This window comes from Paenibacillus sp. 01T424, from assembly GCF_056398745.1.
This window is the reverse complement of the sequence record NZ_JBFTPZ010000005.1, coordinates 253248-275279: the sequence shown is the minus strand read 5'-3', so window position 1 is coordinate 275279 and position 22032 is coordinate 253248. Positions and strand designations below refer to the sequence as shown.

The window sequence follows — 22032 nt, the reverse complement described above, 5'->3', positions numbered from 1 at the left end:
TCCGAGGCCAAAATAGGAAACTGTCAAAAAGTAGGGTACAGCGACACCAATTAACGTTGGATTTGGTACTTGCGTATGAGTGAAGGAAGTGTTAAATGATACCTGAGTTATAAAGCCCATGTTACCAGGAAATAGCTCGGAGTCCGTGGTTTGAAATACGATAGGATCTGTTGGGCTGAATCCTCCCGTACGAATACGAAAAGTTAGTTGGGGAGATACAGCCTGATTGAGAAGTTGTAACGCCCAACCGACATTTCCCCAGAATTGAAGCTGGTTCGTTGAGCTTGTGGCTGTGAGAAATATCGAAGTTAAATTAATCTCGACCCCCTGTGTTAGTCCTAGGGGCAACGATCCACCGCCTGCGGGAACCTCCTGTGTAGCATATTGCAGAATACTTGGCATAGGTCTATTCCTCACTTTTTTTAGATTACATCGGGACCCTGCTTTTAACCGAGAATCATGCCAGTAAAATTGACAGGACCAATAATTGATACATTTCCGATGCCAATTTGTTGAACAGTCAAATAATACTGTTGATAACTACCTACGATTGATGGGCTAGGATTCTCAGAATGATCAAATGAAGTATTAAAGTTGATAGGCATAATGAATTGTTGGAAGTCCGGTAAATACTGAGAATCTTGTATCTGAAAGACGATGGGGGAGCTCGATCCCGAACCTCCACGGCGAATTCGGAAGATGAGTTCAGGTATGATGGTTTGATTCAGCAGCTGTACTTCCCATCCTACGGTAGCAGATATTAATAAGTTGACGTTTGTGCTGGAAATATTGAGGAATATTGAAGTCAAGGCAAGTTCGGGGCCTGGGGTTAAATTTAAAGGGAGCGACCCTGAACCAATTGGAATTTCTTCCTTGTCGAAGTCAAGGATATTGAGCATTTAAATCACAACTCCTCTATTGTAGACTATGGTGAATTCATTGGCTGTATTCTTCAATTATCCTAATACAAACCCTGTTAAATTTACAGGACCGACAATGGAAGCATTGCCAACTCCTATATTCTGAACGGTTAAGAAATATTGTTGTGCTACTCCTATTACTGACGTTGGTGGGAGCTCCGTGTGATCAAATGCTGTAGTCATTCCAATATTCATACTGATAGCCGTGTTTCCAATTAGCAAAGCAGAATCCGATGTTTGAAACACAATCGGAGAATTCGTTCCAAATCCGCCGCGCCGAATGCGGAAGACAAGCTCGGGAGCAATAGACGTAGTGGTGATTTGTGCTTGCCATCCAATGGTAGAGTACATGAAGATATACTGATTAGAGCCGGTGACACTAAGCCAAACTTCAGTTAGTGGTAGTTCGGAAGCCCCTGCATTTACAGCCAAGGGCAAAGACCCTCCTCCGATAGGGACCTCTTCAAATTCAAAATCAAGGATATTTAACATGAGCGACATCTCCTTTATTATGATACTAGCCTTAATGACTTGTCCGATTATGATGATAGGTACAACAACCGTTACACCTTCACATTCAGACATCTCCTTTCAGTTGAAATCTACTACCATTCCACTATATTCAAACTATTTTGAAAGAAATGTACAAAAACCCCGATACAAAAGTACAATTTTCTGAGAGGAACATCCCTATGAGTTCACTTTCGTCATGTATTGGATATTCGAATGTTCTCTATTTAATAGAAGAATCTAAAAAATATGCTGAATTTGGACCGACTGATTATAGAAGACAATTTCGAAATCATAAGTGAAAATAAGGGTCAGTCTCGAAAGTAGATATAACTACTAACTTGTGGTCGGTGGATGATTGTATCGGAAAGTGTAATTGGAGAAATGATGGGAACGATAGATCAGAATAGTAAAATGGCTGTACAGGCATAGTCTCCTGTACAGCCATTTATTCATGGTGTTCAACATTATCATTCAGAGCGGGCAATCTCGCTAGAGAGCTTACTGCTTTGAGACAGCCCCTTATTTAATAAAATTAGTATGCCTTACGAGAGCTAGACTTGATATTGGAGGTACTCTCCTGATCTTTAAGCTGTGCAATCAGTTTATCACCTTCGACATCCAGGTTCGGCAGCAGGCGGTCTAACCATTTAGGCAGCCACCAAGCTTTATCGCCGAAGATTGCCATGACCGCCGGGACGAGTGCCATACGGACGATAAAGGCGTCAATAAGGATACCGATCGCCAGTGCAAAACCAATCTGCTTGATCATGATATCATGAGCGAAAATAAAGCCAGCGAAGACGGACACCATAATTACGGCTGCTGCTACAACTACGCGGCTGGCCTGATTGTATCCGTGAACGACGCTCTCCGTTCCATGATGCCCATGGACATAAGACTCTCGCATGGAGCTGACAAGAAAGACCTGATAATCCAAGTATCATTTGAATTCGAAGAGAAGACGAAGATTGCTTGGTTGATTCAACCGAAACAGGAAGGATTCTTCTCCAGCAGAGTGAGGGTGACGAGAGAGCGGGCTTTGGCGTTTGTTAAAGGCGCAGCAGAGATGATCCAGAACGCGTGCAAGAAGCTGCTCAATATAAAACTATCATTCGCCGTGGGTACGACATACCGGGAATGGAAAGAGCTATCCGATCAGTTTGAGCATTTGCGCTTGTTGATGAATCGCGGGCTGGGACTTGGACAAGAATTACTGCTGCTTGAACAGGAATCACACGAACTTGCCGCGGATTTAGACGTAAGAGAGCTGCGCAAACAAATGAAGAAAATGACGTTGATGCAAACGCTTCTGGAAAACGGTCAACAGGTACATTTTTCTGTCGAATATTCCGCACTGATGAAGCTCGCGGCATCCGCTGAAGGGAAATCAGACAGTACTAGAAGTGAAATATATTTTACGCTCATTTCTATTTTCTTATCGTACGTGAATCGCTGGAAGGTTCATGAGGAAATCGGCGATGACATTAACCTCGGAAAGATGACCCTGTTGGATTACACGAACAATTGGTTTGAAGTGACCGAATACTTCGGGAAATTGGCTGAAGTGATTTTTGAGCACAAATCATCGGGTCATGGGTATCAGGAGATGGATGTTGTAAGTCAAGTTCAGCGTTATATCCGGCACAATGTGGCAGGCGATCTTAGCTTGAATCGAATTGCCGAGGTGGCAGGCCATAATCCGTCTTATTTATCTAGGTTATATAAACGCATAACGGGTGAAGGACTATCCGATTTTATTACGGCGGTGAAAATAACGAAGACGAAGGAGTTGCTGGGGGAAAATAGGTTGAAAATCAACGAAATATCCAAAGCAGTCGGTTTCTTGTCCAAGCAATCATTTTACCGTTTTTTTCGTAAAGCAACGAATGCAACCCCGCAGGGATACCGGGATCAGATTGGAAGGTCAACAGATGATAGTCGAATGTAAACAACGGCGAATAGAAGGGGGACGACAAGCTCTATTATAATCAAGGTGCAAGATCGCGAAGAGACAATTGCGAAGGGGAAAATAAATAGCTAAGTGAATATCAACTAGTTGTCCGAAATGTGCAAAAATAAGACTTTATCTTTCAAAGACTTGAAACGATTACTTTTTGTAAAATGAAACAATAAAACTTGTGAATGCAGGATCTGTCTGTCCGTCGTACCAGCCCCATTTGTCTTAAGGAATCTCTAAGGGCTAAATAACAATTAGGAGGAAAGATCGGTGAAAATAAGAAGAAAAGCACTTATAACAACAGTAATGATGTCGCTTTTAGCGTTCCCCTATAATGTATTAGCAGGAGACTCCATGCCGCCTACAGGCGATGCAGCATATGGCAAGAATCAACCAAAACATCAGTGAATGATGGTTCTGATATCCAGTTAGGACTTATTTTCAAAGATGCGCCGGATCAAGTTGAATATGTCACCGTACCGAATAGCGGGAAGAGGACAAAAGGCTTTGTCACAGCCAAATTGAATCTAAGTTCGTATGCGAATCGTGAAATCGCTGCCCTGGGTCTAGCATTTGATCCGAAGGGGAAATCCATCAACGGCTATCAAGTCAACATCGGGGAGCTTAAACTCACAGATGGGAAAAACTACACGCCTAGCACGCCTACGGGTTTTGCAGTCAAAGATCGATATCTTACCAATGAAATCGATGTCGTGTGGAATCGTACTGATTATAGTAAGGTGAAGCAATACAATCTCTATGCAAAGCTGAATAATGGAAAAGAGGAATTTTTAGGCGGAGTTTATGGCGACAACTTCTATGTGAAAAACTTAGATAAACATGTCGTGGCTCTTAAATTGACTGCTGTTGGAGCCGATCAAAGCGAGAGCAAACCAGCCATTATTGAACTTGAAAGTAAAGATTATCTTTCGAAAGTGTCAGTCAATGAAACAGCCGAAGGATTCGATATCAGCTGGGGCAAGGAGAACCGCGGCAGCAAAGTTCGTTTCGACTTGAGCTTTACGGATGGCAGAAAAGATACTTATACCAAGACCTTGGATATAAAACTGGCTTCAACGAAATTCGAAGTACCAGTGAAAGATGATGATCGTTACCTGTTAAGAAGATCCACATTGGATAAGAGAGAGAATGTTATAGATACCGTCAGTTATGCAAGCAAAATGAAAGATATTTATTCCGAATCATTTGATGGAAGCTACTATATTAATGGCAATAAGCTTGGGATCGATGTACCTTCCTCGAAAGACTGGTGGCATATGTACATTACCGTTAATGGAGTAGAGGTTAAACCTACAAAAAAGTATGATGGTGCAACAACCGATTATTTTATTCGGGGATATCATGATTTGAATGGATTATCTATTCCGGTAGAGGGAGCTGTAATCGGTATTACGCTGGAAGACTATAAAGGGAACATGTCCGAAGTCAAGAATATTACGGTAAACAAGTTACCGAATAGATTGGTAAAGCTCACCCATATATTTAATGAAAACCTGACCCTTTGCGGTCGGGTTTTTCCAATGTTGGAACGCTTCTGCGGGTTCAAACAATTGATTTTTTTCTGAGAATAGTAAGTACATCATGGAAATCGACACAAACGTTCGGCAGGAGGAAATGAAATGTGGTTTCAAAAGTGGAGATTTACGATTTTTCCTAAGCTGCTCCTGGGCTTCTTGATCGCGATTTTACCTGTGTACATGTTGGGCATTTATTTGAACAAGCAGGTGGCCAGCAGTTTGCGGGATCAAATTCTGCAATCCATGCAAACCAATGTGAAATTTTATTTGTCATCACTGACGAATGAAATCGTTAATATCGAAAATTTTAAACGTTCCTTACTGGTGGACGAGGATCTTATGGCTTTAAGCACGGTAGCTCCGGCCTTGACGGAAAACGAGCTGCGTGAAGCGATTTTGCGATTAGAGAGAAAGGTGGCTCTTCTGCAGGACTCCAGCTCTTATATTGCGAGTGCAACTCTTTACATCCCGATGATTGACAAGCAAATAAAGTCCGGAAGCTACATCGAGGGCGTCTCGATCAAAGAACTGGAAACGATTCGATTCAAGATGCAACAGCAATTATCTCCATTAGTATGGCATGGCGACAAGCTGCTGATGGGCTCTTATTATCCGGAAAGCGTGATCAAAAACAGGGCTCCCGTCTTCTTGATCGAGATCGAGATCAATCAGCGGATGATCATGGACGATTTAAGCAGTATGTCCGATCAAGGAGGAGCTTACCTCTATTTCAAGCAGGAGGGTCGTGTTATTACTAATCACGCGGTGCCCAATACCTCCGATGAAATCGAAAAATTATTAACTAGGCAGTCAGGCGGTGAAGTTGAAAGCCTCATATTTGAGAACCAAGGAAAGAAATATTTGGTTTCGCTCCGGCAATCGTCAGGATATGATTTTTCGCTAGGAATATACACGCCGGAAGACGTCATTATGCGCGACTTTGACAAATATAATGCGTTGTTCTGGATCTTGTTCGCTTTGTCCATCATTGTGATGGCGCTTTTCTCATATTGGATTTTCAAAGCGATTCGGAATCCCGTCCGCAACCTGTTAAAGGCTTTCCGAAAAGTGGAGGAAGGTCAGCTAGCGGTTCGGGTTTCACAGAGGAGTAATGACGAATTTTCGGACCTGTCAGAACAGTTCAATAAGATGGTATCAAAGCTGCAATCCTTGATACAAGAAGTATACGAGCAGCAAATTAGGAGTCAACAGTCTGAACTAAGACAGCTGCAGTCGCAGATCAACCCGCATTTCCTGTACAACAGCTTTTTTATTTTGCATCAGCTGATCGAATTCGAGGATTTGGATAATGCAAGGAAATTCGTACACTATCTTGGCAACTACTTTCAGTTTATTACGAGAGATGCAAAGTCAGAGCTGTCACTAGGGCAAGAAATGAAGCATGCTGAAGCGTATTTAAATATCCAGATGATGCGGTTCGGCAGCAGGATCAATGTTTCGGTGGAACCGATTCCCTCGTGGCGAGAGGAATTGCTGGTACCGCGTCTCATCGTGCAGCCTATCATTGAAAATGCCTACCAGCATGGACTGGAGTCCAGAATATCAGATGGTCATTTGCGAATTACGAATGAATTGCGGGACAACTTCCTTTGTATCTATTTCGAAGATAATGGCACCGCGCTTACGGAAGACGAGCTTATGCGGCTCAAGTTCAAGCTTCAGGATGCATCGGAACTTGAAACGACGGGAGTCGTCAATGTGCATAGGCGGCTGCAGATCAAATTTGGCCAATCGGCTGGTCTATACGTATTCCGAAGCGAGCTAGGCGGCTTGGGCGTTGCGATGAAAATACCTGTTAAGACAAAGGAGGAGTAAGATGTACCGCTTATTAATCGTAGATGATGAGCCTTTGATTCTGCAGGGGCTTACGAAGTTATGCAGCCGGTTGACGGAACCCGAATTGGAAATCTATTCGGCGGGTACGTCGCAGGAGGCGTTGATCTGGCTCGGAAGAGTGAAAATAGACATTGTGTTGTCGGATATTCGGATGCCAGGCATGAATGGTCTGGAGCTTCAGGGCGAGATTGTGAAGCAGTGGCCTAGGTGCAAAGTGATCTTCTTGACCGGTCATAGCGACTTTGCTTATATTCAGCAAGCGATTCGGCAAGGCAGCGCGGACTATATTCTAAAGACGGAAGGCAATGCCAAAATTGTGGAATGCATTCTCGCTGTTGCCAAGCAGCTTGATCAAGAGCAATTAGTGGATATGCAGCTCATCGAGGCGAGCCAGCAAAGGAAGGTCGCGCTGCCTTATATTCAGAAGCAGTATTTGAACGAGCTGATACAAGGGGACGACAGGTCGCTGCATTCGCTACGCGACAAATTCGAAGATCTGCAGATTCCTCTGGATGCTGGCGTTCCTTGCTTGCTCATGATTGTGCGCATCGATGATTGGGGACAACGGGAAAGCTTGATGGACAAAACACTGTTCCAATTTGCGCTGGACAATATGACGAACGAATTATTATCTCCACTCACGAAAGTAATCTCTATGAGTTATGACAAAAACAAAATGGTTTGGTTTATCCAACCTTCCGAAGCTCCATCTGATCAAGGCGCTTTCAAAAGAACATTCCTGTTCGTTCGCGAAATGTTGGAACAAATTCAACTGACATCGCTTAATTTGCTTAAGCTGCCTCTGTCTCTGGCACTTGCGAACAGCTTCTCGGAATGGTATGACGTTCCGCACAAGTTCGAGCGGCTTAATCTGCTCTTCCATAGCGGTCTTGGATTCGGAAGCGAGTTGATTTTACTGGAGCCTGAATTCATGCCCCAAACTAATAACAGTAGCGCCGAGATGCGTCTTACCTCGGTTCATTTTAATAAAATTTCCTATTTGAAGTCCTGCATGGTGAACGGACAGGAGGAAGCAACAATTGAAACGCTGGAGGAGCTGCTTGCCTTCGCGTCGCTTTCAGGAGCTTTCCCAAGCGCTGTGCAGATGGAGCTATACTATTTGCTTGTGGCAGTATTCCTGCCTCATGGCTTGCTGCATTCGAGTAATGACGCTCACACTGATCAGGATTTGGGACGGTTTACGCAGTTCGAAAGATACCGTTCCTGGCATCAAATTTGCGAAGAATTCACATCTTACGCCAAGAATATATTTGAATGGCAGCATGCCGGCATGGTCGTTCAGGAGCATGAGCTCATACAGAAAATCCAGCATTATGTGGCGAGCCATCTGTCTGGGGATTTGTCGCTGTCGAGAATTGGTGAGGTGGTGGGGCATAACCCTTCCTACCTCTCCAGGTTGTACAAAAAACTGACGGGTAAAGGTTTGTCCAGTTATATCAACGAAATTAGGCTGGAGAAAGCGAAGCGTATGCTGGAGCAAGATGGTTACAAGGTGCATGAGATTGCATCCGAGCTCGGTTTCTTGTCTTCCCAGTATTTCCATCGTTTTTTCAAAAAAGCGACGCATCTGACGCCGCAGGAATACCGCGAACTGAAGAGGGATTCAAACGTGTAAATAAAAGATACAAATGTCACGAATGGAAACTAGTTAGCGTACTCGCTTTACTTTTATAATGAAGCCGTAGCAAAGAAAACTAACTAGAAAAGGGTGTTCATGATGAAGAGAAAAGGTCATTTGAGTATCATTCTCGCAAACATCTTGGTATGTTCCGTTGTGCTGGCAGGCTGCGGCAGCAAAGACGACGGCATCGAACAAAGCGGGAGTGCTAATTCTGGAAATCAAGGGACAGGAGAAGCCGTTATTGAGCCGCTTGGCAAATATGATCCTCCCATTGATGTAACGGCGGCGAAATTTATCACGCAAGACGTGGTGTATCCGGAAGGTCAATCGGAGTCGAAAAACGCCTGGGAAGATCTCTATAAAGAAATGGGTATTAATCTAAAATACGATTGGATTGTAAAGGGTACGGACGCACAATATTTCCAGAAGCTGAACCTCTCCATCGCTTCCGGCGAAATACCCGATCTCATGATGGTTAACTCCTCTCAATTAAAGCAATTGGTTGAATCGGATATGTTGGAGGATCTGACATCGGTTTATGAGAAATATGCAACTCCAGCTGTAAAAAGCGTTTTCGAGCAGGACAAGCAGGCTTTGCAATCCGTTACTTTCGACGGCAAATTATATGCAATTCCAAAGACGGAGCCGATGATCGGCGCGCAAACACCGTTGCTATGGCTGCGTACGGACTGGTTGACGAAGCTGGGTCTTTCCGAGCCGAAAACATGGGAAGAAGTATTGCAAATTTCGAATGCCTTCACAACCAAAGATCCTGACGGCAACGGCAAAGCGGATACATTCGGCATCGCGCTAAGCAAAGATATCATTAACGGATATCCTTCCCTGAATGGATTCCTGAATGCTTACGGCGCATATCCTCGAATCTGGAAAAAAGATGCATCAGGCAACTTAGTGTACGGAAGCATCCAGCCAGAAGTCAAATCAGCGCTAATCAAGCTGGCGGAACTGTACAAGAACGGCGAACTGGATAAGGAATTTGGCGTAAAGGACGGTTCGAAAGTTGCGGAGTCGCTGGTCGGCGACCGTATTGGGATGCTGTTTGGACCAAGCTGGGCTTCACAATGGCCGCTTCAAGATAACAAAAAGAAAAACGGTGCTGCAGAGTGGAGAGCGTTTCCGATCCCGTCCGTCGATGGCGGTAATGCCACCGTACAAATGCCGTTTGGCGCATCATTCTACTATGTAGTCAAGAAGGATATGAAACATCCGGAAATTGCGGTCAAGATGGCAAATCTCTTCATGGAGAAGCTGTATGGAGAAACTGCAGATTATTTGAAATATGGAGTAGACGGCAGCGGTATAACGGTTGCCAAATATTCAATGGTGGATTTGTTTGCGCCGGATAAAGATATCAACCGTTCGGTGAACGTAGCGGAAGCGATCAAGATCGGGGATCCATCCAAGCTGAACCCGGAAGAAAAATCAACCTACGATAAAATCAAGGCATTTGAAGGCGGAGACTTGAATTTCTACGGTGAAATGTACCAGAACGGTCCAGAAGGAGCGATGATGGTGCTGAAGAAACTGTCGGATGAAGGTAAAGTGATCGCTGAAGGATACGGCGGAGCTCCTACCGATACGATGGGTGAGAAAAAAGCTACATTGGAGAAGATGGAGACTGAAATCTTCACGAAAATCGTTTACGGCGCTGCTTCGATCGACCAATTCGACAAGTTCGTCGAGGATTGGAAAGCGCTCGGCGGCGATCAAATTACACAAGAAGTCAATGAATGGAACGCTTCACAGCAATAATCCAAGTGTGAGGGGTAAGATGCTTATGGCTTGCCCCTTTTCTTCTATACAGACAAATTGAGATTCGAAATAAGGAAGTGGACATCTTGCACACAAAAAAGGGACTCAGGCAGCTTCCGTTGCACTTGATGTTAATACCGGGCATCGTGATCGTATTGATCTATTGCTACTTTCCGATGGTCGGGGTATTGATGGCGTTCCAAAAGTATATTCCGTCAAAAGGTTTGTTCGATTCCAAATGGGTAGAATTTAGAAATTTCGAATATTTGTTTCAAATGCCCGATTTCGGGCAGGTTCTCTGGAATACGGTTTATATCGCTGTTCTCAAGATGGTGTTTGGGCTTCTTGTGCCGATTACGATCGCTATTTTGCTAAACGAAGTTGGTAAAATGTATGTGAAGAGATGGGTTCAAACGCTAATTTACCTTCCTCACTTTTTATCATGGGTTATTCTGGGCGGCGTATTCATCGATATTTTGTCACCGTCCAACGGACTGCTGAATCAGTTTTTAGGTATCTTTTCAATTAAACCTATTTTTTTTCTAGGAGATAATACTTGGTTTCCGATAACCTTGATCGTTTCTGATATTTGGAAGGAATTCGGATTCAGTACGATTGTTTATTTAGCGGCACTGACAACGATTAATCCTAGTTTGTACGAAGCAGCCATGATAGACGGCGCGGGCAGATGGAAGCAAACATGGAATATCACCCTTCCAGGTATGATGCCGGTTATCATTTTGATGGCGACATTAAGTTTAGGAAATGTATTAAATGCAGGGTTTGACCAAGTATTTAATTTATATAGTCCGCTAGTTTACGAGAGTGGAGATATTCTGGATACGCTAATTTATCGAATTGGGTTAATGGATATGCAGTACGGTGTAGCTACCGCACTTGGCTTGTTCAAATCAATTATCTCTTTTGCCCTTGTATCTATCTCGTATTGGCTGGCATACAAAATTGCTGATTACCGCATCTTTTAGGAAAGGAGAGAACCGATTTGGTAGAAGGAAAATCATTTGGACGAAGCTTATTTCACACACTCAATTATGTATTTCTTATTGGGATCGCATTATCTTGTCTGATACCACTTATTCATATTTTGGCGGTATCCCTAAGCTCAAATGTAGCGGCAAGCGCTGGGATCGTAAAGCTATGGCCTCAGGAAATGACGTTCAAAGCCTATGAATTCGTGTTATCCAAGAGTGAGTTTCTTACTTCGTTATGGATTACGGTGGAGAGGGTTGTTCTGGGCACAGTCATTAGCATGGTTTTAACCATTCTTATTGCTTATCCGCTGTCCAAAACCGGCAAGGAGCTGAAATTTAGGACGGGTTACGCGTGGTTCTTCGTCTTTACAATTTTGTTCAGCGGGGGATTGATTCCTTGGTATATGACGATTCGCGCGACCGGGCTGCTCGATTCCATATGGGCATTAGTTATTCCTGGGGCTGTTCCTGTATTCAATGTCATTTTATTATTGAATTTTTTTAGAGGGCTGCCCAAAGAACTGGAAGAAGCGGCATTTGTCGACGGTGCGACACACTGGACTACGTTATGGCGCATATTTGTGCCGCTGTCGATGCCTTCCATTGCCACGATTATGTTGTTCACGATCGTTATGCATTGGAATTCCTGGTTTGACGGACTTGTAGTCATGAATTCGCAGCATAACTATCCGCTGTCGAGTTACCTGCAAACCGTCATCGTTCAATCGAGCTTGACCAACATGTCCGCGGAGCAGCTGGCGAATTTAGCCTCCGTGTCGGACCGAACAGTAAAAGCCGCGCAAATTTTCGTAGGTGCACTGCCGATTCTTGCTTTTTATCCATTCCTGCAGAAGTATTTCGTGAAGGGTATGGTTTTGGGCGGGGTAAAAGAATAATTAATTAAAGGAGCGATTGCTAATGGAGACTGGAACTAAACATTGGACAATTTACGCGATTCATCACTCGCATACCGATGTGGGGTACACGGAGCGACAAGAGAAGATAAAACAATATCATGTCGATTTTATACGGCAGGCGCTTCATATTTTCCGCGAAATTCAGGCTGGACGTCGCCCTGAATGGAATGGATTTAAATGGGTCTGCGAAACGTTTTGGCCAATTGAGGCGTTCCTCGAAAAGGCTGCAGAGCAGGAAAAGTTGGAGTTTGCTGAAGCGGTAAGACGCGGAGATATCGGGCTTTCAGGCACTTATCTTAATATGAGCGAGCTTGTCGGCAAAGATCTGCTTGAAGCGATGATCGGTCGAGTTCGCACTTACGGAGAATCGATTGGAATGCCGGTGAAGTCTGCCATGACAGCTGATATTACGGGCTTCAGCTGGGGGTATGGCGAGGTGCTGCTCAATGCAGGTATTCAAAACATGATCACCTGCATCCATACTCATCATTCGATGTATCCACTATGGAAGAAACAGCAGCCTTTCTGGTGGGAGATGCCAAATGGCGAAAGGCTTCTGACATGGAACGGAGAGCATTACGTCTTCGGCAACGACTTGGGATTAATTCCAGGTATCGGAGGCTCTTATACAATTAAGGATGAATTCGATACGACCAAAGGCATTACGTTCGAGATTGCGGAAGCACGTATTCCGAGGTATTTGGAACGGTTGCGTGCGGACGGTTATCCGTTCCCATTCGCTCCTGTTATGATGTCTGGGCTGCCGACGGACAACAGCTCTCCGAATGCCCAGCTTATGGATTTCGTGAACCAGTGGAACAGCAAACATAGCGAAAAAATCAAAATCGTACCGTGTACGTTGGATGAATTTTTTGACGCGGTACGTGGTCATGCAGATCAGCATCCCGACGATATTCCTGTATTCCGGGGCGATTGGCCAGATTGGTGGACGGATGGCGTTGGTTCAACGCCGAAGCATGTGCAAGTATTCCGAGAGGCGCAGCGTGTCCATCGGAAAGTGAAGCAGCTTGATCCAAACGGAGAGATTGTGACGGCTGAGGCGATGAGAGCGATGGAATACGAGCTGACGTTGTTCGCCGAGCATACTTGGGGCTACCATTCCTCTGTGACAGAGCCTTGGAATCCCTTCGTTCAGGAGTTGGGTGTCCGCAAGGAGGCGTTTGCCGCCAATGCGAGCACGCTCGCACATCGCGCATTGTATGATATTTTGGAACATAAAGGGGATGCGCTGCTTGCGCCAGATCGGCCGATGCGGTTCAAGATGCACAATCCTAATCCTTTTGCACAAGAAGACGTTGCCCATCTAATTATGGAAGGTTGGCACTACGACCTGATCAAGGACGGATTCGAAGCTCGTGTCGAAGGAAGTGGAGAGGTATATCCTGCTCAGCTAAGAGTTGCGCCGAGGGGTGTTATCGTTAGCATACCAGTGACACTTCAAGCCGGAGAAGAGAAAATATTGATGATTCAACCTGTCCACAATGGTCAAGCCAAGACAGCATACACTACGGATTATGTAGGGTCAGACAGGATGATGGATATCGACGTATCGCATGTAGAGAAGACTTTCCACTTCACCTCGACTTATTTGGAAACGCCATTTGTCCGGGTGGAATGGAAGAAAGGTGAAGGGATTACATCCTGGATCGACAAGCGTACTGGGGCGGAAATGCTGCGCTCTGACCGCAATCACCATGCCTTCTCGCCGGTATATGACATAACACGTGCTTCGAGCGTTAAGGATATGTACGAAGTTAGACGCAAGATGGGCCGCAACCGTAAAGGAGCCGATGCAATTGTCTCGACAGGGGTACTGACGAGTGCGGAAGTAATTGCGCAGGGTGATGTGTACGGTACAGTTCAGTTGACATTCGAGGTGGCGGGATGCTCGCATTATTCATTGCTCGTTACGGCATATACAGACAGACCTCGCGTGGATGTGGCCGTGCGTATGCATAAGGACAGCGTATGGGATCCGGAGAATCTGTATATTTCCTTGCCTTTCGGGGGACCCATTATGGACAGCGAGCAGGAGTTGTGGATGGATAAAATGGGTTCGCTAGCTCGTCCGCGCAAGGATCAATTACCGGGAAGTCTAGCCGATTATTATTGTATCGGGGAAGGCGTCGCTTACGTGGGAAGTCAAGGTGGAGTGTCAATAGCAATGCCGGATACACCGCTTATTCAACTAGGTAAGCTTGAACACGGCTTCCGATTACTGAACGGGGACGAGAAGCTGAAGCAGGATCCAGGCCATCTCTATTCATGGGCAATGAACAATTATTGGGAAACTAACTTTACGGCAACGCTGGGCGGCTTCTATGAATTCCGATATTTTGTCGCATGGGGCGAAGCGCTCAATAAGCCGGAATCAGCGATGACCACTTGCCGCAGCATGAATGCTGGTATCTTGGCATGGAGATCGAAATGATGAAAGTGAAAACGTATTTAGATGCTTCAATATCGACGGAAAAGCGGGTTCATGATCTGCTGGGCCGCATGACGCTAGAGGAAAAAATCGGCCAGCTTATCCAACCCTTTGGCTGGCAGGCTTACGAACGAACGGATAACGGCATAGAACTGACGGAAACATTCCGTGCCTATATCGAGAGGGGGAGCGTTGGCTCACTCTACGGCGTTTTGCGAGCTGATCCTTGGACCGGTGTAACACTGGAGTCGGGATTATCGCCCCGCGAAGGGGCGGAAGTTATTAATCTGATTCAAAAATATGCGATTGAGCATACGAGGCTTGGTATCCCAATCTTGTTCGGGGAGGAATGCTCCCATGGGCATATGGCCATCGGTGCAACGGTATTCCCAGTGCCGCTTGCGATGGGAAGCAGCTGGAATACTCCGCTGTATCTAGAAGTATGCCGCGCGATTGCAGCAGAGACGAGGGTACAAGGGGGAACGGTCACTTATTCCCCTGTCCTCGACGTCGTCCGCGATTCTAGATGGGGACGGACGGAAGAGACATTTGGCGAGGATCCATATCTTATCGGAGAATTGGCAGTAGCGGCAGTCGAAGGTTTGCAAGGGGAGTCCATCGCTTCCGATGATACCGTTATCGCTACACTCAAGCATTTCGCCGGCTATGGCAGCTCCGAAGGAGGACGCAATGCGGCGCCCGCTCGAATCGGTGCGAGGGAGCTTCTCGAAAAGGATTTGTTGCCATTCGAGCGAGCGGTGCAGGCCGGTGCGCTGTCAATCATGACGGCATACAACGAAATCGATGGCGTGCCATGCACGTCGAATCATGAGCTGCTTACCCAAACTTTGAGAGAAAAATGGGGATTCGACGGATTCGTCATTACCGATTGCGGAGCGATCAATATGCTTTGCGGCGGCCACCAAGTAGTAGAAAGTGAAGAGGATGCAGCATGCGCGGCGCTGCTTGCGGGTGTCGATATGGAAATGTCTGGCGAGAGCTTCGGCAAGCATTTGCTGCATGCCGTAAGAAATCAAAAGGTCTCTGTAGACGATATTGATCTTGCTGTGCGCCGCATCCTTCACCAGAAATTTGAGTTAGGTTTGTTCGAGCGACCATACGCGAACCCAGACAGGGCCTCGGAAATTATCGGCCAAGAAAGCCATATCAAGTTGGCGGGACGGATGGCGCAAGAAAGCATAATCCTGCTCAAGAACCACAATCAGGTGCTGCCGTTGTCAACAAACTTGAGCAAAATCGCGGTCATCGGACCTAACGCGAACAATATTTATAACCAATTGGGTGATTATACATCGCCGCAGGAGCGCTCCGGAATTGTGACGGTACTAGACGGCATTCAGCGAAAATGCGTAGGCCAAAGCGAGGTCATGTATGCGCCGGGCTGCCGCATTAAAGATCCGTCGAAGGAAGGATTCGAGCACGCATTCCAGATCGCTCAGGCTGCAGATGCGATCATAGCCGTAGTTGGCGGTTCCAGCGCAAGGGACTTCGGCGAAGGAACGATAGATTTAAAGACGGGTGCTGCGATTATTACCGATCAGTCAAGCTTAAGCGATATGGATTGCGGAGAAGGATTTGACAGAGCGGAACTGAGTTTGTCAGGCGTTCAATTGGAATTGCTGAAAGAGCTTCACAAGACAGGCAAACCGCTTATCGTCGTTTATATCAACGGACGGCCGATCGTGGAACCGTGGATTGACGAACACGCCGATGCGATTCTAGAGGCTTGGTATCCCGGACAGGAAGGCGGGAATGCAATCGCGGACGTTCTATTCGGCGATTACAACCCGTCCGGCAGGCTCACAATATCGATTCCCAAGCATTCGGGACAGCTTCCGATTTATTACAATACGAAGCGGACCAAAGGCAAGCGATATGTGGAGACAGACTTAGAACCTAGATATCCATTCGGTTATGGCCTTAGCTACACGTCTTTCCAGTATGACGGCATCACGCTAAGCAAATCTAATATAAAGCCGGATGAGAGCTGCACCGTAAGCGTTGATGTCACGAATATCGGCGGAATGGCGGGACAGGAGGTCGTACAGCTTTATGTAACGGATGTTGTCAGTTCCGTAACGAGGCCACCTTTGGAATTGAAGGGCTTCCTGAAAATTCAATTGGAGCCTGGCGAATCGACGACCGTCCAGTTTACGATCGCAAAGGAACAATTGCAATACGTAGGAAGGGACTATTGCCGCATCGTCGAACCGGGTCAGTTCCGTATCCAAGTAGGCGGCCACGCGGAGTCGCTCCTTGGGGCTGACTTGTATGTACTTCCACCCAAATAAGTATGGAGAGAGGATGAAACAACACTATGAAAAACCATCGTTTGCCGCAAATTGATATCCCCGAGCTAAAGCTGCCGCCTTCCATCGTAAAGGCGATGGAGGAAGCGGAGAAGCTGCTCGCTCATCGGCCGAAGCTTAACCGATTATTTCAGAACTGCTTCCCAAATACGCTGGAGACGACAACAAAGCTGCTGGAGGACGGGACTACCTTTGTCCTAACAGGAGACATCCCCGCTATGTGGTTGCGGGATTCCGTTGAGCAAGTGATGCATTATGTCCCGTTTGCCAAGGAAGACACCGATTTGCAGCGTATTCTGGAGGGAGTCATTAATCGTCATATGTTCTACATTAGCATTGATCCTTATGCTAACGCGTTTAACGAAACCGCGAATGACTGGCATTGGAACTCCGGAGACGAAACGGAAAGTTCGCCTTGGGTGTGGGAACGTAAATTCGAACTCGATTCCATGTGCTTCTCTTTCCGTCTAGCCTATCATTATTGGAAGGAAACGGGCCGGACGGGCATATTCAATGAGCAATTCAAAGCTTCTTTGCTGGCGATGCTGGATGTCTGGCAGGTCGAGCAGCAGCATGCTGAGCTCTCTACGTACAGGTTCCAGCGTCATAATGGAATCATGATCGATACGCTGCGGAGGCAAGGGCGCGGCATGCTGGTCAACGAGACTGGCATGATCTGGTCGGGATTCCGTCCAAGCGACGATGCTTGCGATTTCCATTTCAACATTCCATCTAATATGTTCGCCGCTGTAACACTTCGCGACATGGGCGAAATCGTTCGTTACGTATACCGAGATGAGAAGCTTGCGGCTCGCATGGCTACAATGGAAGAAGAAATCCGGCATGCTATTGAATTGTACGGCATCGTGGAACATCCGAAGTACGGACGCATGTACGCATTCGAGACAGACGGCTTCGGCAATCACGTCCTGATGGATGACGCAGGTACGCCAAGTCTGATATCAGCGCCTTATATCGGCTTCGCGGATGCAAACGATCCTATCTATTTGAACACGCGAGCTTTCATTTTGAGCGAAGATAATCCTTACTATTACAAAGGTGAGAGCCTTAGCGGTATTGGCAGCCCTCATACACCGCCGGACTTCGTGTGGCATCTCGCTTATTCTATGCAAGGTTTGACCGCCGTGGATCCGGATGAAATCAGGGAAATGATCAATATCATGGAGGCCACGGATGCTGACACCGGCTTTATGCATGAAGGCTTCCACAAGGATGATCCTACCAACTTCACGAGGGATTGGTTTGCTTGGTCAAACAGTCAGTTTGCCCATTTGGTGTGGAAGGCTTTGCAACAAGGCATTATTTAGAGCGATAGACTGTTCATTTAAACATACAGCCCTGTTTATCAAATATATGACGGCGATTATTGAAGGAGGTATGATCCATGTTTAATAAATATCCTATAAATCCAGTCAGGCAGCCATTCTCGAAACAGCCAATTTCAAAAGGTTACGAGGCCTTAACGGAGCTATTAAAAGCGAGTTTGGACGAGAAGACGGACACCCCCCCGCTTATTATCGTGGACGGCACGCACGGCGCTGACTTTCAGTCATTCATTCGGCATGCTGCTTCCGCGATAGAGAAGCAAGGTTGGAGCTTGAACGTTCAAAGTACGGCAGGTTACTTGAAATCCGGCGAAACGCTGCGTGAGGAATTCGACCGCAACATTACGGAAAATAGAGCGTTCGGTTACGTAACAGAAGGTGAAATCGAGGCTTATTTCGTATTGGACGCAAGAGAAACGCTCGCGAACCGATTGAAAGAACAAAATGGGAGAACGGCGTTTATCGTGTTCGGGCCAGGCGCTTATTGGCTTGCGGGAGAGCGGAGCAGCACTGTCTTATTTCTGGATGTTTCTAGGGAATATCAGCAAATCCAGCATAAAAAGCAACTGCTCAATTTCGGAATGTCATGGAACCGCGATTCCGTCGAAAAGTATAAAATTAGTTATTTCGTGGAATGGCCGATACTGGAAACGTACCGTAAACGTATTTTCCAGAACATCGATCTCTACTTGGACATGAACAAGCCGGAAGAGCCTGTATTTTTGACCATCTCTGACCTTGAAGCGATGATTCGGAGCGTGGCCCAAAGTCCGCTTCGCGTCAAGCCGTTTTTCGCTCCTGGTATTTGGGGAGGACAATATTTGAAAGACATGGCTGACCTTCCTAAGGAGTGGGTGAACTGTGCATGGAGCTTCGAGCCAATCGCACCAGAGAATTCTATTCTGATTGGATATGGAGGCGACGTGATCGAAGTACCGTTCCTGATCGTCATGGCCCTTGAATATAAAGCCATCATGGGTGAACGTCCGGTGTCTTTGTTCGGCGATTATTTTCCGGTAAGGTTCGATTACCTTGATACGATGAACGGGGACAAACTATCTTGCCAAGTGCATCCGAAGCAGGACTATGTGCGTGAACATTTCAACGAGTTTATGACACAGCAGGAATCGTATTATATTATGGAACAGAAAAAGGATGCCAAGGTTTACCTCGGGCTTACGGAGGGAACGGAGAGAGAGAATTTCCAAAACGCCGTCTTGCAGGCACAGGAGACAGGCGTACCGATGGAATTCACTGAATATGTCAACGAATTCGATTCGAACAAAGGAGATTTGTTCCTCATTCCTCCGGGAACCGTTCATGCTTCAGGCATCGATAATCTTGTGCTTGAAGTATCATCTACGACTTGGTGGTTTACGTTCAAGCTATACGATTATTTGCGTAAGGACCTAGATGGCAAACCGCGTCCCATCAACGCGGATCACGGCTTCCGTAATATCGATTATGACAAAACGACATCATGGGTTAAGCAAAACCTCATCCCTGAGCCACAGCTGCTGCAGAGCCAAGGAGGCAACGAAGAGTATTTGCTCGGTCAACGAGACGATCTACTGTTTTACGTAAGGCGGATCCATCTGCAGACGGAATGGCTAGACCAGACAGACGGCGAGTTTGTCATGTACAATCTCGTGGAGGGAGATAGTGTACGCATCGTATCCATTGCGGATGAATCAATATTCGTTGATTTGAACTACGCGGAATCTTATATTCTACCTTCCGTATTCGGTGCATACAAAATCGTAAACCTGACGGAAACGCCATGCAAACTGATTAAAGCGGGAGTATCTCCGGAATGGAACGTGAGCCTGATTGAACGCTGATCTCATATTTGCTTTGGATGTGGGTGGAACCTATGTCAAGGGATGCGTTGTAGAACGCGGGGAAGTAATGGAAGGCACGATCTCTCATTATGCTGCAAATGCCAAGGGTTCGGAAGAAGTCATCATTGCCGGATTGGCAGCTATTCTATTAGACTTGCTTGAGCAATACAAGCAGTTTCCGCATTCATGCTCACCCGAAGCCATTGGCATCGGCATGTCCTTTCCTGGACCGTTTGATTATGAAAACGGCGTGAGCTGGATTCGTGAGCTGGATAAATTCGAATCGCTATATGGTGTAAACGTGAAAGAAAAGCTCATGCAAGCATTGCGTGCAAACGGCTTTGAGGAGAATACAGATTTCTTGGACATCCGGTTCCAGAATGATGGCAGATTGTTTGGTTTGGGAACCGGCAAGCTCTATCCAAATGAGCGAATACTGGCTATTACGCTTGGGACCGGCATTGGTTCAGCTTTTATTGAGTGCAGAACTCTTGTCACCGAAGGTGATCACGTACCGCAAGATGGCTATTTATATAACTTGCCTCATCAAGGCGTGGCTGCGGATGAATGCTTTTCACGGAGAGGTATTCTTCATTTATTCCGGGATGCCGGCTTTCTGCATGATGGCATGGATGTGAAGGATCTTGCAGAGCTTGCCCGGAAGGGCGAGAATCGCATGAGCGAGCTGTTCAGGGCATTCGGGGATGAATTGGGACAATTTCTACTGCCTTTTCTAATAGATTTTAAGGCTGACCGTCTCATGATTGGAGGCCAAATAGCCAAAAGCATGGATTTGTTCGGAGAAGGCCTTTTTCGAATTCTCTCGCCACTCGGTATTAAAGTCGAAGCCCTTGACAATGCGCTGCACCATACCTTTATCGGCGCTTCCTGTATGTTCGACGCAGAACCACATGGGACTTCATAATAGGACTCCTTACTAGTGGAGCCGTATATGGAGACCGTGATTGGAGAATGGAGCGGGAGCAATCGCTTATCGCTAAACCTTATTATAAATAATAAAACAATCTCGGTGGCTTTTATGTTAGCAACGACGATAGAATGAAATAGAGAGATACAAATGTATGTTATATTAAAAAGCGAAAGGTTTAGGATAGGACTCTCCACTCTAATCCAAACCTTATAGTGCTCATCAAAAGTATGGACCATCCTTCGGGATGGTTTTTTTTGAGAATGAATGGGATTTGTCAACACAAAGCTACATTATAATAGAAAAAAGCCAGGTTAGCGTGATGACTAAAACTATCTTTTAAGGAATAATCAGTTTATAAGGATCATTGATGGGGGTCAATATGAAAAAAATTGTACTTATTGGTTCTGGAGGTTCAGGCAAATCAACTTTGGCTAGCAAGCTGGGCAGAATATTATCGATTAAAGTTCATCATTTGGATTCAATTTTTTGGAAGCCGGGTTGGATTAGCACGCCTAAAAACGAGCAAAAAGTTGTTCAAGAGGAGCTCATAAGTCATGATAGTTGGATTATTGATGGTAATTATGGAGGCACTTTAGATATTAGGTTACAAGCGGCTGATACAATCATATTTGTTGATCTATCAAGATGGATCTGCATTGTTCGCGTGTTGAAGAGAAGGTTTCAGTACCGCAACAAGAAGAGAATGGATATGGCAGAAGGTTGCGAAGAAAGGGTTAGTTTGGAATTTTTGAAATGGGTCTGGGAATACCCAGACAAACAGAAGCCGAAGATAACAGAAAAACTGCGAAGGTTATCGAATGAAAAGAAAATAATCATTTTAAAGTCTCCGAAGGACGTGCGAGAATTTGTAGCAAAACTTGAATAAAACATTGATGAGCAGGCGCTGCGGTGGCCTGCTCATTTTATTAAGCTAATAGACAGTCATGCATAATTAGAATGGTATAATTAGTCTAGTAGATTCCAATATGTGGTATTATTATTTTGAAAGTGCTTTTATATACGATT

General features: G+C 45.8%; 17 protein-coding genes. 14 read left to right on the top strand and 3 right to left on the bottom strand.

Annotated elements, in window-relative coordinates:
* Positions 1-446: 446 nt before the first annotated feature.
* From AC1DPK_RS06840 to AC1DPK_RS06830, 3 genes are all read right to left on the bottom strand, one after another.
* Positions 447-899, bottom strand: coding sequence for a hypothetical protein (locus AC1DPK_RS06840; protein ID WP_441874907.1), 453 nt, complete (start codon positions 897-899; stop codon positions 447-449).
* Between the two features lie 57 nt (positions 900-956).
* The gene (locus AC1DPK_RS06835; protein ID WP_477509761.1) at positions 957-1352 is read right to left on the bottom strand and encodes a hypothetical protein; all 396 of its coding nucleotides are present in this window, start codon (positions 1350-1352) and stop codon (positions 957-959) included.
* 613 nt (positions 1353-1965) lie between these two features.
* Complete coding sequence (locus AC1DPK_RS06830; protein WP_477509760.1) at positions 1966-2340, bottom strand: MMPL family transporter; 375 nt, start codon at positions 2338-2340, stop codon at positions 1966-1968.
* Here AC1DPK_RS06830 and AC1DPK_RS06825 point away from each other — a divergent pair.
* The 14 genes from AC1DPK_RS06825 (at position 2311) to AC1DPK_RS06760 (ending at position 21892) form a co-directional block, all read left to right on the top strand.
* On the top strand, positions 2311-3381 hold the full coding sequence (locus tag AC1DPK_RS06825) for an AraC family transcriptional regulator (RefSeq protein WP_477509759.1): 1071 nt from the start codon (positions 2311-2313) through the stop codon (positions 3379-3381). The genes AC1DPK_RS06830 and AC1DPK_RS06825 overlap by 30 nt on opposite strands.
* A 279-nt stretch (positions 3382-3660) precedes the next feature.
* The gene (locus AC1DPK_RS06820; RefSeq protein WP_477509758.1) at positions 3661-3798 is read left to right on the top strand and encodes a hypothetical protein; all 138 of its coding nucleotides are present in this window, start codon (positions 3661-3663) and stop codon (positions 3796-3798) included.
* Positions 3795-4976 (top strand): GH85 family endohexosaminidase C-terminal domain-containing protein, encoded by a 1182-nt coding sequence (locus AC1DPK_RS06815; protein WP_477509757.1) that lies wholly within the window; start codon positions 3795-3797, stop codon positions 4974-4976. Before AC1DPK_RS06820 ends, AC1DPK_RS06815 begins: the two co-directional genes overlap by 4 nt.
* Positions 4977-5030: 54 nt before the next feature.
* The gene (locus AC1DPK_RS06810) at positions 5031-6764 is read left to right on the top strand and encodes a sensor histidine kinase (protein WP_477509756.1); all 1734 of its coding nucleotides are present in this window, start codon (positions 5031-5033) and stop codon (positions 6762-6764) included.
* A 1-nt stretch (position 6765) separates the two neighbouring features.
* Positions 6766-8421, top strand: a complete 1656-nt coding sequence (locus tag AC1DPK_RS06805; protein WP_477509755.1) for a response regulator — start codon at positions 6766-6768, stop codon at positions 8419-8421.
* Positions 8422-8520: 99 nt separating this feature from the next.
* The gene (locus AC1DPK_RS06800; RefSeq protein ID WP_477509754.1) at positions 8521-10200 is read left to right on the top strand and encodes an extracellular solute-binding protein; all 1680 of its coding nucleotides are present in this window, start codon (positions 8521-8523) and stop codon (positions 10198-10200) included.
* A gap of 128 nt (positions 10201-10328) precedes the next feature.
* Positions 10329-11186 carry an ABC transporter permease gene (locus AC1DPK_RS06795; protein ID WP_430059307.1) on the top strand — a complete coding sequence of 286 codons (858 nt, stop codon included), beginning with the start codon at positions 10329-10331 and terminating at the stop codon, positions 11184-11186.
* A 17-nt stretch (positions 11187-11203) separates the two neighbouring features.
* Entirely contained in the window at positions 11204-12088 is an 885-nt protein-coding gene (locus AC1DPK_RS06790; protein WP_339203079.1) for a carbohydrate ABC transporter permease, read from the top strand.
* Positions 12089-12110: 22 nt separating this feature from the next.
* Positions 12111-14561 carry a glycoside hydrolase family 38 N-terminal domain-containing protein gene (locus tag AC1DPK_RS06785; protein WP_477509753.1) on the top strand — a complete coding sequence of 817 codons (2451 nt, stop codon included), beginning with the start codon at positions 12111-12113 and terminating at the stop codon, positions 14559-14561.
* Positions 14561-16870 (top strand): glycoside hydrolase family 3 N-terminal domain-containing protein, encoded by a 2310-nt coding sequence (locus AC1DPK_RS06780; RefSeq protein WP_477509829.1) that lies wholly within the window; start codon positions 14561-14563, stop codon positions 16868-16870. The genes AC1DPK_RS06785 and AC1DPK_RS06780 overlap by 1 nt, the downstream gene beginning before the upstream one ends.
* A 26-nt stretch (positions 16871-16896) precedes the next feature.
* Entirely contained in the window at positions 16897-18216 is a 1320-nt protein-coding gene (locus AC1DPK_RS06775; protein ID WP_477509752.1) for a glycoside hydrolase family 125 protein, read from the top strand.
* Positions 18217-18293: 77 nt separating this feature from the next.
* Entirely contained in the window at positions 18294-20075 is a 1782-nt protein-coding gene (locus tag AC1DPK_RS06770) for a class I mannose-6-phosphate isomerase (RefSeq protein WP_441874924.1), read from the top strand.
* Positions 20065-21000, top strand: a complete 936-nt coding sequence (locus AC1DPK_RS06765; RefSeq protein ID WP_477509751.1) for an ROK family protein — start codon at positions 20065-20067, stop codon at positions 20998-21000. Before AC1DPK_RS06770 ends, AC1DPK_RS06765 begins: the two co-directional genes overlap by 11 nt.
* A 385-nt stretch (positions 21001-21385) precedes the next feature.
* Complete coding sequence (locus AC1DPK_RS06760; RefSeq protein WP_477509750.1) at positions 21386-21892, top strand: DNA topology modulation protein; 507 nt, start codon at positions 21386-21388, stop codon at positions 21890-21892.
* Positions 21893-22032 lie beyond the last annotated feature (140 nt).